Annotated in this window: 10 protein-coding genes; 7 read left to right on the top strand and 3 right to left on the bottom strand. The window is 50.1% G+C overall.

Features of this window, described 5'->3' with window-relative positions; translation table 11 throughout:
- A partial coding sequence (locus Q0224_RS04895) for a dihydroxy-acid dehydratase (RefSeq protein ID WP_297949534.1) occupies window positions 1-1,199 on the bottom strand: 1,199 nt, incomplete at its 3' end.
- A 192-nt stretch (window positions 1,200-1,391) separates the two neighbouring features.
- Between Q0224_RS04895 and Q0224_RS04890 the strand changes: the two genes are divergently transcribed.
- The 5 genes from Q0224_RS04890 to Q0224_RS04870 all read left to right on the top strand — a co-directional run bounded on the left by Q0224_RS04890 (window position 1,392) and on the right by Q0224_RS04870 (window position 7,237).
- On the top strand, window positions 1,392-2,351 hold the full coding sequence (locus tag Q0224_RS04890; protein WP_297949532.1) for an ABC transporter substrate-binding protein: 960 nt from the start codon (window positions 1,392-1,394) through the stop codon (window positions 2,349-2,351).
- Window positions 2,345-3,142, top strand: coding sequence for an ABC transporter permease (locus tag Q0224_RS04885; RefSeq protein WP_297949530.1), 798 nt, complete (start codon window positions 2,345-2,347; stop codon window positions 3,140-3,142). Before Q0224_RS04890 ends, Q0224_RS04885 begins: the two co-directional genes overlap by 7 nt.
- Window positions 3,142-3,831, top strand: coding sequence for an ATP-binding cassette domain-containing protein (locus Q0224_RS04880; protein ID WP_297949528.1), 690 nt, complete (start codon window positions 3,142-3,144; stop codon window positions 3,829-3,831). Before Q0224_RS04885 ends, Q0224_RS04880 begins: the two co-directional genes overlap by 1 nt.
- On the top strand, window positions 3,824-6,841 hold the full coding sequence (locus tag Q0224_RS04875; RefSeq protein WP_297949526.1) for an NnrS family protein: 3,018 nt from the start codon (window positions 3,824-3,826) through the stop codon (window positions 6,839-6,841). The genes Q0224_RS04880 and Q0224_RS04875 overlap by 8 nt, the downstream gene beginning before the upstream one ends.
- A gap of 66 nt (window positions 6,842-6,907) precedes the next feature.
- Window positions 6,908-7,237 (top strand): cupin domain-containing protein, encoded by a 330-nt coding sequence (locus tag Q0224_RS04870; RefSeq protein ID WP_291939008.1) that lies wholly within the window; start codon window positions 6,908-6,910, stop codon window positions 7,235-7,237.
- A 472-nt stretch (window positions 7,238-7,709) separates the two neighbouring features.
- On the opposite strand, the gene recJ is transcribed toward Q0224_RS04870, so the two are convergent.
- A complete protein-coding gene (gene recJ, locus Q0224_RS04865; RefSeq protein WP_297949524.1) occupies window positions 7,710-9,290 on the bottom strand; it encodes a single-stranded-DNA-specific exonuclease RecJ in 1,581 nt (526 codons plus the stop codon).
- Complete coding sequence (locus Q0224_RS04860; protein ID WP_297949522.1) at window positions 9,280-10,911, bottom strand: CTP synthase; 1,632 nt, start codon at window positions 10,909-10,911, stop codon at window positions 9,280-9,282. Before Q0224_RS04860 ends, recJ begins: the two co-directional genes overlap by 11 nt.
- Window positions 10,912-11,049: 138 nt before the next feature.
- Here Q0224_RS04860 and Q0224_RS04855 point away from each other — a divergent pair, with 138 nt between their 5' ends.
- A complete protein-coding gene (locus tag Q0224_RS04855; RefSeq protein ID WP_297949520.1) occupies window positions 11,050-12,498 on the top strand; it encodes a DUF945 family protein in 1,449 nt (482 codons plus the stop codon).
- Between the two features lie 383 nt (window positions 12,499-12,881).
- A partial coding sequence (locus Q0224_RS04850; protein ID WP_297949518.1) for a ribonucleoside-diphosphate reductase subunit alpha occupies window positions 12,882-15,241 on the top strand: 2,360 nt, incomplete at its 3' end.

The following is a 15,241-nucleotide window of genomic DNA, read 5'->3' as shown; positions in this document are numbered from 1 at the left end:
TCGCCGATGATGCCCGCGGTCTTGATGACGCAGCCCTGCTCGGCTAAATTTCCAAACAAAACCGCCAGCCCGCCGACCTGCGAGTAGGCGTTTTCGACCTTATGGATGACCTCTTCGTCTTTTATGACGCTAGCGCCCACGCGCTCGCCTAGGCTCTCGCCCGTGACCGTTAGCGCGTCTAGCCCTAGCAGCCCGTTATCGCGGCGCGAAATTTCATTTATCACGGCGCTTAAACCGCCCGCGCGGTCGATGTCCTCCATGTGGATATTTGGCAAGCTAGGGCTGATTTTAGCGATATGAGCGATCTTGCGGCTGATGTCGTTTAGACTTGCGATTTGCAAATTTACTCCCGCTTCGCGCGCGATAGCTAGGATGTGCAGCACGGTGTTGCTGCTGCCGCCCATCGCCATATCGACTACGAGGGCGTTTTGGATAGATTTTTCGTTCACGATGTTGCGGATTTTGTATTTTTCATCCAGCGCGATTTGGCAAATTCGTCGCCCTGCCTGCCTGATGAGCTCCTCGCGCTCTGGCGTAAGCGCGGGTACGGTGCCGTTACCTTTTAGCGCGATACCCATCGCTTCGCACAGCGTATTCATCGAGTTTGCTGTAAACATCCCCGAGCAGCTGCCGCCGCTTGGACAGGCTTTGCACTCGATCTCTTTTAGCTCCTCGGCGCTGATCTCTTTGGTTTCAAATTTACCCACCGCCTCAAACGCAGTCGCAAGGTCGATCGGCTCGCCTTTTTTGGTGTAGCCTTTTTTCATCGGGCCGCCGCTAACAAAAACCGTCGGCACGTTCACGCGAAGCGCGCCCATAACCATGCCGGGCACGATTTTATCGCAGTTTGGCATGCAAACGAGAGCGTCCAGGGCATGCGCGTTCATCACCGTTTCGATCGAATTTGCGATCAGCTCGCGGCTAGGCAGGCTATAAAGCATCCCGGCATGCCCCATAGCGATGCCGTCGTCCACGCCGATGCAGTTAAACTCAAATGGCACGCAACCGTTTTTGCGGATCTCGTCTTTTAAAATTTCGGAGTATTTGTTGAGAAAAAAATGCCCCGGAATGATCTCTATGAAGCTATTTGCCACGCCTATAAAGGGTTTTTCAAAGTCCTCGTCCTTTAGTCCCGTCGCTCTTAGCAAGCTTCTGTGCGGCGCGCGCGTATAGCCTTTTTTGATAATGTCGCTTCTCATTTTATGTCCTTGAATTGAAATTTTCTCCATTTTAGCATAAAATTTTACCGCTGCGGGGCGTTTTAAATTTTAGGCGTTAAAATTTAAAGCAGGACTATTGAGCTTAATCAAACCGAATCACTCCTGTTTTTGATATAATTGCACATCGATTATCAAAATCTTGCCGTTTGGCAGGAATGAAAAGAGGAGAAAATGCAAAGAAGAAATTTCTTAAAACTAACGTCTGCGTTGGCGGCTAGCGGGCTTGCTAGCCCTCTTTTTGCAAAGGAAGCTTTTACTATCTACGGCGCGCCTGCGATGCCTAGCCTCATCATCGGCGTTGCGTGCATGCAGGGGCAGATCGGCAAAAAATACGACGCCAAACTCGAGCTTTGGCGCGATCCCGATCAGCTGCGCGCAGGCGTGGCAAACGGCGAGTACAAGGTCATGATGAGCCCTAGCAACGTGGGGGTGAACCTCGCAAATCAGGGGCGCAAGATCGGCATGGTAAATATCCTCACCGAGGGGCTAAATTTCGTGATGAGCAAGGGCGAGAAGATAACGGAATTTGCGCAGCTGAAGGGCAAAAAGATCGTCATGCCTTTTAAAAACGATATGCTAGACATCATCGTGCGAGCCATAGCGAAAAAGCAGGGCATTAGCGGGCTGAATATCGACTATACCGCCAGCCCCGCAGAGAGCGCGCAGCTGTTTTTGGCTAAGGACTACGATGTCGCGATCACGGTCGAGCCGCTAGCAAGCGCTATGATCTTAAAGGGCAAAGTGTCAGGCATCGCCGTACAGCGAGGAGCAAATTTAAGCGATATGTGGGCGCAGGCGTTTTCGGTAAAGCCCATAATCCCGCAAGCAGGCATCATCGCTGATACCGATTTTTACGCCGCGAAAAAGGCGGATTTTGAAATTTTAAATGCCGATCTGACAGACGCGCTTGCGTGGATCAAAGCGAACAAACAAAGCGCCGCGGCGATCGGGACAAATTTCTTCCCTGCGCCGCCGCCTGCGATATTTATGAGTATCGATACGTCGAATTTGTGCGTCAAAAAGCCTAGCGAGATCAAGGACGAGCTTTTGAAATTTTATGAAATTTTGATGGAATTTAATCCTAAGCTCCTCGGCGGCGCGATGCCTAAGGACGAGTTTTTTCTATGCTAAAAATCGATAAAATTCGCAAAGCTCAAAACCCCGCGTTTTACGTCATAGATTATCTGTGGGGCGGCTTTGCGAGCCTAGGGGCGGTGTGCTTTTTCATAGCCCTTTGGCAGGTGGCGAGCGAGGCTTACGGGCCGCTTATTCTGCCAGAACCAGCGGCTGTTTTTTCTAAGGCGTGCGAAATTTTAAAAAATTTCGCCGCAAACGATCTAGCCCTGTCGCTTAAGCGTGCGCTTGCAGGCACCTTCCTCGCGCTTTTTGCAGGGATTTGCAGTGGGCTTGCGGCGGGGTATTTCAAAAGCCTGCGAGCCTTTTTAAACCCGCTAATTACCGTGCTTCTCTCGACGCCGCCCATCGTTTGGATCGTGCTTGCGATATTTTGGTTTCATTTCGGCGATACAAGCGTGCTTTTTACCGTCGTTATCGTCGTCGCGCCGATGACTTTTGCGTCCGCGGCGCAGGCGATGGCTAGCGTGAGCACCGAATACACCGAGCTTTTCGACAGCTACAAAAGCTCAATTTTAAAAAAACTGCGCTACCTCTACGCGCCGCACCTAATCGAGCGGTTGCTTCCCGCGATCTACGTCGCGGTCAGCAACGGCGCGAAGGTGCTTGTAATGGCGGAGCTTTTGGGTGCGAACGACGGTATCGGCGCAAAGATCGCCGAAGCGCGCGTAAATATCGATACGGTCGAGGTCATGGCCTACGTGTGCCTAGTCATAGCCTTTACGGCGCTTTTCGATTATCTCGTGACTAAGCCGCTTGAAATTTTACTGATGCCGTGGAGTAGATGATGCTAAAAATTTCAAATCTGCGCTACGAAATTCTGCGCGACGTTATAATTTCAGATTTTTCGCTGCAGCTACGCGCGGGTGAAGTAAAGACGCTTTTTGGCCCCAGCGGCTGCGGCAAGACTTCGCTTTTGCGGCTGGTCTGCGGGCTGGAGGATAAAAAAAGCGGGCAGATCGAAAACGGCTTTAAGAAAATCAGCTTTTTGTTTCAAGAAAACCGCCTGCTACCAAACCTCACGGCGCTTAAAAATATCGAAATTTTTAGCCCCGCGGGCGTGAACGAAATTTACGCCCTCGCCGCAAAGATCGGGCTAAGCCCGAGCGATCTGAATAAATTCCCGCGCGAGCTAAGCGGCGGCATGCAAAAGCGCACGGCATTTTTACGCACGATCCTTAGCGGCTGCGATCTGGCGCTGCTTGATGAGCCGTTTGTAGGTCTAGATCGTGATCTGCGCGGCGTACTGATCGAAATTTTAGTCTCAAAGATCGAGCGCGAGGGGCTTGCCTGCCTTTTGGTGACCCACGACCGCTTCGAAGCCGCACGCCTAAGCCACGAGATCATCGAGCTTGAGTCCAAAGGGATGGGGCTTAGGCGCGTCGTGAGCCTGGACGAGCCGCTAAGCGCGCGCGACGAGCGGTACGAAGAGCGCGTGGTAAGCGAGCAGTTTGGGGGAGTGAGCTATTATGAGTAGAAATTTTATCTTTAATGCGCGCAAATATGGAGGCTCCGCACGAAATTTAAACTTACGTTGCGGTCTAGGCGCGGACGAGCGGGGCTTTGGCGCGCATCGCGATCCGGGCGCGTACGAACACGGGCACTTGCCGATCGCTAGATGCGACGATCTAGGCATACGCAGACACGGGCTCTTACGAAGTACTAGATGCCGCGATGTCGGCGCGGGCAGACACAGCCTCTTACAGGATACGGGGCACTGCGGTTTTATCACACCGAAATACGAACTGCGCAGCCGTGCGAACTGCGATTATAGCGTGAGCGTGCTCTTGAACGGCGTAGTGTGCTACGGTTTTACCGCGCGCAATTTAGCGCAATTTAGCAGCGATACTTACTGCGGCTCTAGCGCGAGCGCTTGCTTACGGCGCGTTGGCGCGAACCGAGATGTCCACTCACGCCGCGACCCTAGCAGGAGTGTCAGCTTGCGACGCAGCTCTAGCACGAACGGCCGTTTGCAATCTAGTATGAGCGGACGCTCGCAGCGCAATTTCAATGCAGGCATTTGCTTGCGTCGCGTTGGCACGAAGCAGAGCGTTCATTTGTACTTCAAATTTGGCGCGAACCGAGACACCTTTCTACGTTGCGGTTTTGATACATGCGGATTTAGCGCGAAGTGTAGCACTCAAAAAACTATTTTGGGTGCCTGCCACTCGCTGTTTTGCGATGCAAGTGGGCTAGGTAGCGAGCAAAATCCCACTCTAGGCACCTTTTGTGCGGTGCAGAATTTTTTGAATTTACATGTCGCGCGCGATTTTAAGAATTTTAGCCCCGTAAATTTGAAGAAATTTAACCTCGCCGCCTCGCAATTTGTAAATTTAAAAAAGCAAATCCGCGCCGGCGAAGGTGCCAAGAAGAGCGCCGGTCCGTACAATTTGACGAGTTTTGGGCGCGAGACCCGCACGCCGGGCAGACTGGGCCCTGAAAATAAAATTCCCGCGCCGCGTAGATTTTACTTTGAGAGTGCGGTTGGTGCGCCGTGCGGACCCGGCCTCGGATACAGAAATTACGAATTTGCGCAAAATTCTAAAGTTTGTGCCTCGGATTTTACACAAAATTTTAAAAATTTTGACCGGGGCTTGGAAGCCGAGCCCGTGCAAAATTGTAAAATTTCCGCTTTAAATTTTATACAAAATTTTTGGAATTCCGCTCGCGGTAGGGAAGTTGGGTCTATGCAAGGCTTCGGAAATTCGGGCCGAAATTTTGAGCCGAAATTCCCGCAGAGCGCTAAGAATTTCAAGCAAAATTTCGAGCAAAATCTCTCACAGAGTGCCAAAAATTCCGATCGCAATTCGGAGGCAGAGCCCGTGCGAGGCTTTAAAAATCAAAATTCCGCTCAGGTTTTTTTACAAAGTATCAAGAATTTTGATCAAAATTCTTTGTCGAGCTTTCCGCAAAACGGTAAAATCTACGATCAAAATTCTACTCAGGGTTTTTCGCAAAGTGGCAGAAGTGCCGAGCCAAATTCCAAACCGAGTTTCTCGCAGAACATTAAAAATTCCGAACGGAATTTACCGCTAAGCTTCTTACAAAGCGTTAAAAGCTCCGATCAAAGTCAAAATTCCAAACCCGCCTCCGCGCAAAACTTTAAAAATCAAAATTTCGCGTGGGATTTCTCACAAAACGGAAGAAGCGCCGAGCCAAATTCTGTTCAAAACTTCTCGCAAAGCTCTAAAAATTCCGATCGGAATTCCAAAGCTAACTCCACGCAAAACCAAACAGAGCCAGTTTCGTCGCAGGAGCTCAAGAATTCCGATCGGAATTTTAAGGCTAATTCCACGCAGGATAATCAAGCGGAGCCGAACTCTGCAGGAAAGCGCGAAGAGCTGGGCTTTTACGCGCCTAAATTTAAAGACGAGCGCGCTAGGAATTTTTTCTCCCATCCGATGCGCGCCTTCGTTCTTTGCGCCTGCTTTTTTGCGGCGCTGGGCGCGCTTAGCTTTTTAGCACCCGATGCGCTGGCGATCGATTATGTCGGCGCTCATAAGTTTTACTTTCTATTTTTGGCGCCTTCGTGCATCTACGCGGCGTTTTTGCTTACCGCGCTGCCCGATTGGACGAACTTCGAGGGCTCGCTAAAGCCCGTTTCGCTCGCCTTTGCCGCCTGCCTGATCGCAGCTTTTATCGCGAGTTTTTTAAATTTACGGCTTGTGGCTACGATTGTGGCGCTATTTTGGGCGGTATTTTTTATCTTTGCGGCGCGGCTTTTGTGGTTGGATAAAAACTCGAATAATTTTAGCATCCTAGCGGTCTTAGCGGCGTTTTGCGCCTGCTCTGCAGCCTACGGCGCGAGCGGGGATGAGAAGTTTTTACTCAGCTTCGTGCATATCAACGTCGCGGCAATCGCCGTCGTAAGCTACCGCATAAGCGTCGTCATCGGCAACGAAGCGCTAAGAGAGGGCGGGCTGAAGGACGCCGTTTTTATTCCAAATTTTATCTACAAAAATTTAGCCGCTTTCCTCGCCTTCGCTTTGGCGCTCGCAACGCCCTTTTTAAGCGAGGCGGCATGCGGATTTATCGCGCTTGGTATCGGGTTTTTGTTTTTGGCGAAGCTTCGCGAACTGCACTACGCCGAAATTCTAAGCCGCCACTATATGGCGTTTTACTACGCGTTGCAGGCTGCGTGCGCGGCGGGATACCTGTGGCTGGGCGCGGCGCTGATCCGCGGGGGGTATGCTGCCGCGCCGCTGCACGTCATCGCGATCTGCTATATGTATGGAGCGATACTTTTCGTAGGGATGATCGCCGGACAGCGCCACAGCGGAATTTCGCCGCTAAACTTCCCGCGCCTAAGCCGCGCGGCGCTCGTTTTGGCTCTACTCGCGGGAGGTTTAAGAGCCGTTTTTGCGGGCGAGAGCTTTGTTTTATACGTGATGATCCCCGCGGCGCTTTTTATCGCCGCGGTCGCGCTATATCTGATAAATTTCATCCCGATCTTTCTGAAAAATCCTTTCAGCGCGGATCCGGATTGATGCTCATCAAAGCGGGCTTGCTAAATTTTAGCTACAATCGATCAAATTTCATTTCAAGGAGAGCTTATGCAACATATCAAAAATATTGATGCCGCTAAGGCTGTAGAGCTTGCTTCGCTAGTCGAAGTATCCCCTCACAAGGTGATTTCGCGCACCCTCGCGCAAAATCCTGCGCTAAATATGACGCTTTTCGCCTTTGACGGCGGCGAGGAGATCAGCTCGCACAAATCCGACGGCGACGCGTTCGTTTACGTGCTTGAGGGGGAGGGTGATTTCACGATCGACGGGCAGAAACACCGCGTAAAAGCGGGGCAAAGCATCGTTATGCCTGCGGGCTTGCCGCACGCGATCTTCGCGCCGGTGCCGTTTAAGTGGTTTTTAGTGGTGGTTTTTTAGCCTCTGAGTTTAAGGGCGGGTCAAATTTTAAAATTTAGCCCGCCCGCCGCTTCATAAAATTTTATCTAAAATTCCATTTGTAGGGCTATCCTGCCTGTTTCAGACCGCTTCCGTTCGCTCTCACAAAATTTTAAAATTCCAAAACGTTTAAATTTTATTTTCACCGCGCCCAAAAATTTCGTCTGTTTTGCAAACCGTGCAGGAGCTAAAAATAATGCATTGCGTTCGCGCGCCGTGCCTAGCCCCGAAATCGCACGCTTGAGCTCGCATCGAAAGTCAAATCCATAACTCGCGCATTAAATTTTTAAGTCGTGCCGAGCGTGCAATACATATCGGGCGAGTAGAGCAGACGGGCGCTGTAGTAGGGCGACCCTGCCGAGTGCGCAATGCGCGCCTAGCTCATAGATCGAGCGTTAAATTTAAAGGCCGTGTCCGGCGCGAAATGCACGCCAAGACGCCTAAATTTTAAAATTTAACTCTCGCTCGGGGTTAGCTCCTTGATGATGAGCTCTGGCGTGATCGTGCCGCGGAAGTTGTTTTTGCTAATCGTAAAGATCGCGTCCACCCGCTCTCCCGCGCGCGGCAAAAAGTCGTAGTTGAAAAACAGCGCCTCGACGCTGCCGCTGTTTTTATCAAGCGCCATTTTGATATGCTTGCCCTCCTTGCCGATCTCCCTGATATTGCGGGCGCGCGCGCCTTTGATACAAAAGAGCGGGCGAGGATTTTTCTGCCCGTAGGGCTCGTAAAATTCTAAAATTTCAAGCAGCTCGAAGTCTATCTGCGACGCGTCCAGCTCGCCCAGCAGATCGTCTTGCGCGCTAAAATCGCTCAGATCCTTGGGCGTAATGCGCTCATTTACGCGCCGCTTAAACTCCTGCAGCAGCGCAGGATCGATCCCCACGCCCGCAGCGCCCTTGTGTCCGCCGAAGGTCGTTAAAATTTCGCTTTGCGAGGAGATCAGCTCTAAAATGTCGAATTTACCGATGCTGCGCGCGCTTCCTTTGGCGCGCGAGTCGCTTACGCTAAAGACGATCGCGGGCTTTTTGTAGGTCTTGCTTAGGCGGCTTGCGACGATGCCGATGATCCCTTCGTGCCACTGCGGACCCCACACGACGATGACGTTGTCGCTCGGATCGACGCTTTTTACGATCTCGTCGTAGAGGCTTTTCTCCTCCTCTTTGCGCGAGTTATTGATCGAATTTATCGTCTCTAGGTAGTGATTTGCCTCTCTGATATTTTTGGCGCATAGGAAGTTATACGACATCGTAGCATCGTCCATCCGCCCCGTGCAGTTGATAAGCGGCGCGATCGTGTAGCTGATATCGTCGAATTCGAAATGTTTTTTAAAATAATGCTCCTTAATCGCCTTGAAGCAGGCGCGGTTCGAACTATTTAACCGCTTGATGCCGAAACGCAAAAGCGCGCGGTTCATATCGCGCAGCTCCATCATATCGGCGATTATGGCGATGATGAGGATATCCATCGAGCTTGCCATATCGTAGTTCACGCCGAGGGTTTCTTTTAGCGCGCCTACGAGATACCACGCTACCTGAGCGCCGCAAATTTCGATATTTGGGAAGGTGCAGTCAGGCTGCTTCGGATTGATTATCGCGTAAGCGCGCGGCAGCACGGGCGGGGGCATGTGATGATCGGTAATGATGAGATCGATCCCCTTTTGAGCGCAAATTTCGGCAGCTTCCGTCGCGGAGGTGCCGTTATCTACGGTAATGATGAGATCCACATCCTCAAGCTCTTCTATAATCTCGCTGTTTAGCCCGTATCCGTCGGTGAAGCGGTTTGGGATCTTAATGACGTACTCCGCGCCTATTTGATTGAAAAAATCGCTCATTATGACGGTGCTTACGATACCGTCGACGTCGTAATCGCCGACTACGGCTATGCGCTGGTTTTCTTCGATGGCAGTTTTTATGCGCAAAGCCGCCTTGTAGGTATCTTTCAGATCGCAGGGTAAGGGAATTTCAGAAATTTTAGTATGCCGATCGTTCGCAAATCTCGATTTTAGAATTTCCCTTATCTCATTTTTACCTAGCATTTTTTATAGATGCTTCGATAAAGCCCAAAATAGCGGGATTTGGGCGTACTAGACGGCTGGTAAATTCCGGGTGAAACTGCACGCCCAGAAAAAACGGATGGTTTTTTAGCTCGACCGCTTCGATAAGCCCATCACTCTCGCCGCAGACGATAAGCCCGTGCTTTTCAAACTCGGCGCGGTACTTCGGATTGGCTTCGTAGCGGTGGCGGTGGCGCTCGCGGATGGTTTTTTGTTCGCCGTAAATTTTACCCAAAAGCGAGCCTTTTTTGACGTCGCAGTCATAGCCGCCCAGCCGCATAGTGCCGCCCATGGGGGATTTGTGCGTGCGGATCTGCTTTTTGCCGCTTGCGTCGATAAAGCTGTCGATGAGGTAGATCACCGGATCTTCGGTCTGTGGGTCAAATTCCGAGGAGTTGGCGTTTTTCAGTTTTAAGACATTGCGCGCAAACTCCACCATCGCAAGCTGCATCCCCAGGCAGATGCCCAAAAACGGCACCTTATGCACCCGCGCGTAGTTTATGGCTAAAATTTTACCCTCTATCCCGCGCGAGCCGAAGCCGCCTGCTACCAAAATTCCGTTTACGTCGCGGAAAATTTCATCCACATTGCTTGCTTCAATTTTTTCGCTATCTACCCACTTTAAGCTTATCCGCGTATCAAGCGTAGCGCCCGCGTGGATGATTCCCTCGGTGAGGGATTTGTAGCTTTCTTTTAGATCGATATATTTGCCGACGAAAGCGATCGTGGTTTCGTTCGTAGGCACGATGACGCGCTTAACGAGGCTGTCCCAGTTGCTCATATCGACTTCGAGCTTGTTTAAGCTTAGAGTCTCTGCGATCGGTGTTAAAATATCCTGCTTCAAAAACGCAAGTGGGATCTGATAGATACTCGCGCTATCGGGGCTTTCGATGACGCAGTTTTTATCCACGCCGCAGCTTAGCGCGATCTTATCTTTAAGCGCGCGATTTAGCGGCATTTCGGAGCGGCAGATTATCATATCGGGGCTGATACCGATACGGCGCAGCTCGCCTACGCTGTGCTGCGTGGGCTTGGTTTTGAGCTCGCCCGCGACTTTTATAAAAGGCACGAGCGTGAGGTGGATATTCATCGTATTTACTCTACCAAGCTCCACTCTCATCGCGCGGATCGCCTCTAAAAACGGCAACCCCTCGATGTCGCCTACGGTGCCGCCGATCTCGACTATCAGCACGTCGTTGCCCTCGCCCGCCTTTTTTATGCGGCGTACGATTTCGCCTACGATGTGAGGGATCACCTGGATCGTTTTGCCCAGATAATCGCCCCTGCGCTCCTTTTCGATGACGGAGCTGTAGACTTTGCCCGTGGTGAAGTTGTTATCTTGGCTTAAATTTTCATCCAAGAACCGCTCATAATGCCCAAGATCCAGATCGGTCTCCGCGCCGTCGTCGGTGACGAAAACCTCTCCGTGCTCCAGCGGGCTCATGGTGCCGGGATCGACGTTGATATAAGGATCCGCCTTTAATATGCGCACTTTAAGCCCCGCGTGCTTTAAAAGCGTCGCGATCGACGCCGCCGCAATGCCTTTACCCAGCGAGCTCAGCACTCCGCCGGTGACGAAAATATATTTCGTTTGTTTTGCCATAAGTTTTCCTAAATTTTGATATTAATATCGCGATTATAACTTCTTTTAGGTTAAAGCACACTAAGCTAGAATTTGAAAATTTTAGAAATTTACGGCAAAATACGCACCCAAATAAATTTTAAATTTAAAGGAGAGATGATGAAAAAGATCATCGCGGCTTTAGTGGTCATCGTAGCGCTTATAGTGGGCGTTTTTGTAGCGACAAAGGACGCTAAAACTGGCGTAGCTAAAAGTGTAAACGATAGCATAACCAAAACGGTTGACGGTGCGGTCGGCAAGAGTGCCAGCGCCGCGATTGAGCAGCAGATTGCGGAATTTATCGCTAGAAACGAAATTTTCGAGACTAAGAGCGCTAAATTTTATCCCGGAGATAGCAACTCAAGCGGCTTTATCGAAGGCGTAGTAAAAAAAGAGAAACTACAAAAAAGCCTTGCTGAAGGCTTTAGCAAGCTAAAGGAAAAAGCAGGCGCGCAAGATAGCAACGATACGGACGAGCCAGATCCTGCTAAAATTTTCCCGGAAGATTTTGCTTTTCGCTACGACTACACTATTAAGCATAGCGTAAAAAACGCTGCGGATGGATTTGAGAGCGACGGAATTTTAACGATTAAGACGCCATATTACGCAGAGCCTTGCAAGAAGCTGTTTAAGACTGACGCGCCGCTTAGCACGCATCTAAACTACGGACCTACAGAGGTTAAATTTAGCGCAAAGCTAGCCGATATAAATGTGCTCGAAGATGGCGGAATAGGACGTCTTGCAGGCCTTAGCCTAAACGGCACGAGCGATATGAGCGGCAAAACGATAAAAGCCTTGGGCTTTAAAATCGGTGAAATTTTTATAGACGACGGCAAGGATTCGGGTCTTGATATAAAGGATCTTATCTATGAAGCAAACTTTAAAAACGGAATCCAAGATCTAGACGATAATATAACCAAGCTCTTTTTAAATGACATAGATTTTGCAGGCAGCACAAAAGAGCTCGTCGTAACTGTAGATAAGCAGCGCTTCGTCGTAGTTACGGATATGAGCACGGAAGGTAGCTATCGCGTAAAAGATGGAATTTTAAATTTCAACGAAAGCGATAAAGCCCAAAGCCTAAAAATCGCTGACGTGCTAGTGCGAAACATCCATTTAGGCGTCGATACCAGCTTTAGCGCCGCACTTTTCGAAAAATATCTGTCTATTATCTCAAATCCGCAAGAAGGCGAAAAATTAGCGGAAAATAAAGAGCTTTTTATGAAGCTGCTAAAAGATGATATGAAAATCAACGTGAATGATTTTTCGTTTGAAAATAGCCTTGGTAAGAAATTTGCTTTTAACGCAAGCGCGCTAGTAGGCGGCTACATCGACGAGACGCAGCTTTTTAAGCGTATGAGCTTGGATGGCAAAGCTACGATAAATACGACCATCACGGACTTCCTATCGCCTTATGATAGCCTGCGCGATTTTGCGCCGATGGCGGAAGTTTACGGCTCGCAGTTTCTTAAGCCTGATGGAGATGGGGTTAAGATGGAGTTTAGCTTCGATAAGGCAAGCAACTCTATGATCTTAAACGGAAAGCCTATCCCGCTACCGCGCAACTAAATTCTTAAGCTTTGCGGGCGGATTTTAAGCCTGCCCGCAAAGATTTTTGTTTTCCTGCTTTTTCGGCGCAAAATTTCGCAAAGCTTTGCGTAAATTTTTACCTGCAAAATTTCGCGGCTCTACCATAAAATTTCGCTCAAATTTTACCGCATCGTTTCTGCATGCCTTGCTAAATTTTAAAACTTACAAGCCAAAATCTCATACTTACAATGACAGATAGACTTAAGCAATTTTGGCTATAATGCGCGCTTTTGCAGCGCAGCTAGCGTAAATTTAAAAGACGGCGGATTATGAGCGGCATTTATTACGTCGCCTCTTTTGACGACGTATTTTATATTGGGAAACTAACGCTAAATTTGCATTTTTAAATTTCAAGGAACGATATGAAAGTAATCAAACGAAACGGCAGAACCGAGGAACTTGACGTAAGCAAGATCAAAAAATACACGAGCGAGGCGGTAGAAGGGCTGGAAAACGTAAGCCTTAGCGAGCTTGAGGTGGATGCAAAGATCCAGTTTCGCGATATGATCACCACGGAGGAGATTCAGCAAACCCTCATCAAAACCGCAGTCGAAAAGATCGACGTTGACCGCCCGAACTGGACCTTCGTCGCCGCGCGGTTATTTTTATACGATCTGTATCACAAAGTAACGGGCTTTAGCGGCTACAACAGTCTAAAAGATTACTTCGCTCGCGGCGAGGCGGCAGGCCGCATAATGCTTGGCTTAAAGGAAAAATACGATCTAGAGGATCTAAATTCTTACTTGCAGCCGCAGCGCGATTTGCAGTTTAACTACCTAGGCATTAAAACGCTTTACGATCGCTACCTCATCAAGGATAAAAGCGGCGCGCCGATCGAGCTTCCGCAGCAGATGTTTATGGCGATCGCGATGTTCCTTGCGCAAAACGAGCTTGACTGCCAGAGCTGGGCGAAGAAATTTTACGATCTCATATCTAAATTTGAAGTCATGCTGGCTACTCCGACGCTCTCAAACGCCCGCACGACGCGCCATCAGCTAAGCAGCTGCTATGTAGGCTCCACTCCCGATAATATCGAGGGGATTTTCGATAGTTACAAAGAGATGGCGCTTCTGAGCAAATTTGGCGGCGGTATCGGCTGGGACTGGTGCAAGGTGCGCGCGATGGGCGGCAGCATCGACGGACATAAAAACGCTGCGGGCGGCATCATCCCGTTTTTAAAGATCACAAACGACATCGCCGTCGCCGTCGATCAGCTGGGCACGCGCAAGGGCGCTATCGCCGTGTATATCGAGCCGTGGCATATGGATGTGAGCGACTTCCTTGATCTGCGCAAAAACTCGGGCGAGGAGAGGCGCCGCGCGCATGAAATTTTCCCCGCGCTGTGGATAAACGATTTGTTTATGAAAAGGCTTCAAAGCGGCGGCAAATGGACGCTCTTCGATCCTGCGGAGGTAAGCGATCTGAGTGATCTATATGGCGCGGAATTTGAGGCACGCTACGAGCAGTACGAGGCCGACGATAAAATTTCAAAATCTACCATCCTGGCAAAGGAGCTTTGGAAGAAAATTTTAACGAGCTATTTTGAGACGGGCATGCCATTTTTATGCTTCAAAGATAATGCCAACCGTATCAATCCAAACGCGCATCAAGGCTTAATCAGGAGCTCAAATTTATGCACCGAGATCTTTCAGAACACGGCGCCGAACCACTACAAAATCAAAGTCGTTTTCGCTGGCGGCAGCGAGAAGCTATTTGAGGAAAACGAAGATGTAAGAACCGACGCGGGCATCGTAAAAAAGGCGAAAAAGATCACCGCGCTAGACACGCTGGGTGGCAAAGAAATTTTTATCGTAGAAAAAGGCTGCGACGAAGGCGCGACGGCGGTTTGTAACCTCGCAAGCGTAAATTTAAGCAAAATCAATAGCCGCGAGGAGATAGCTCGCGTGATGCCGATCGCTGTGCGAATGCTCGATAACGTCATCGATCTAAATTTTTACCCGCACGCCAAAGTCAAACACACCAATCTAAAAACCCGCGCGATAGGGCTCGGCGTAATGGGCGAAGCGCAAATGCTGGCCGAGCGCGGCGTGAAGTGGGGCAGCTACGAGCACTTCGAGCTGATCGATAGGATAATGGAAAACGTGAGCTTTAACGCGATCAAAGCAAGTTCAAATTTAGCCGTAGAAAAGGGCAGGTATCCTGATTTTGCGGGCTCGAAGTGGAGCGAAGGAATTTTCCCGATCGATTTAGCGAACGAAAACGCCAAAGCGCTCGTTAAGCGCGGCGGACTTTTTGAGCAGAGCAGCTGCGACTGGGACGGACTGCGCGAGAAAGTAAAGCGCGACGGCATGCGAAACGGCTATCTGATGGCGATTGCGCCGACATCGAGCATCAGCATACTCGTAGGCACCACGCAGACGATCGAGCCGGTATATAAGCGCAAATGGTTTGAGCACAATCTAAGCGGCATGATCCCGGTCGTCGTGCCGAATTTAAGCCCGAAAACGTGGCAGGCGTATGTACCTGCGTACGAGCTCGATCAGCGCCTGCTCGTAAAGGCGGGCGCCATCCGCCAAAAATGGATCGATCAAGGCCAGAGCCTAAATATCTTCATGAGCCTAGACAAAGCTAGCGGCGGCTATCTGAGCGAAATTTACACGCTTGCATGGCAGCTGGGGCTAAAATCGACCTACTACCTGCGCTCCGAAAGCCCAGATAGCGAGAAGCTAAACAACGTCGCCGATCGCTCGATCGAGTGCGA

It is taken from the genome of uncultured Campylobacter sp., from assembly GCF_938002845.1.
Taxonomy (GTDB): domain Bacteria; phylum Campylobacterota; class Campylobacteria; order Campylobacterales; family Campylobacteraceae; genus Campylobacter_B.
The sequence above is the reverse complement of the archived record's forward strand: the minus strand, read 5'-3'. Positions and strand labels throughout refer to the sequence as shown.

Bases quoted from the DNA above. Each gene is read 5' to 3' on its own strand.
- Q0224_RS04855 (WP_297949520.1), top strand. From the start codon at position 11,050: ATGAAAAAGATCATCGCGGCTTTAGTGGTCATCGTAGCGCTTATAGTG.
- Q0224_RS04885 (WP_297949530.1), top strand. From the start codon at position 2,345: ATGCTAAAAATCGATAAAATTCGCAAAGCTCAAAACCCCGCGTTTTAC.
- Q0224_RS04860 (WP_297949522.1), bottom strand. From the start codon at position 10,911: ATGGCAAAACAAACGAAATATATTTTCGTCACCGGCGGAGTGCTGAGC.
- recJ (WP_297949524.1), bottom strand. From the start codon at position 9,290: ATGCTAGGTAAAAATGAGATAAGGGAAATTCTAAAATCGAGATTTGCG.
- Q0224_RS04880 (WP_297949528.1), top strand. From the start codon at position 3,142: ATGCTAAAAATTTCAAATCTGCGCTACGAAATTCTGCGCGACGTTATA.
- Q0224_RS04875 (WP_297949526.1), top strand. From the start codon at position 3,824: ATGAGTAGAAATTTTATCTTTAATGCGCGCAAATATGGAGGCTCCGCA.
- Q0224_RS04890 (WP_297949532.1), top strand. From the start codon at position 1,392: ATGCAAAGAAGAAATTTCTTAAAACTAACGTCTGCGTTGGCGGCTAGC.
- Q0224_RS04870 (WP_291939008.1), top strand. From the start codon at position 6,908: ATGCAACATATCAAAAATATTGATGCCGCTAAGGCTGTAGAGCTTGCT.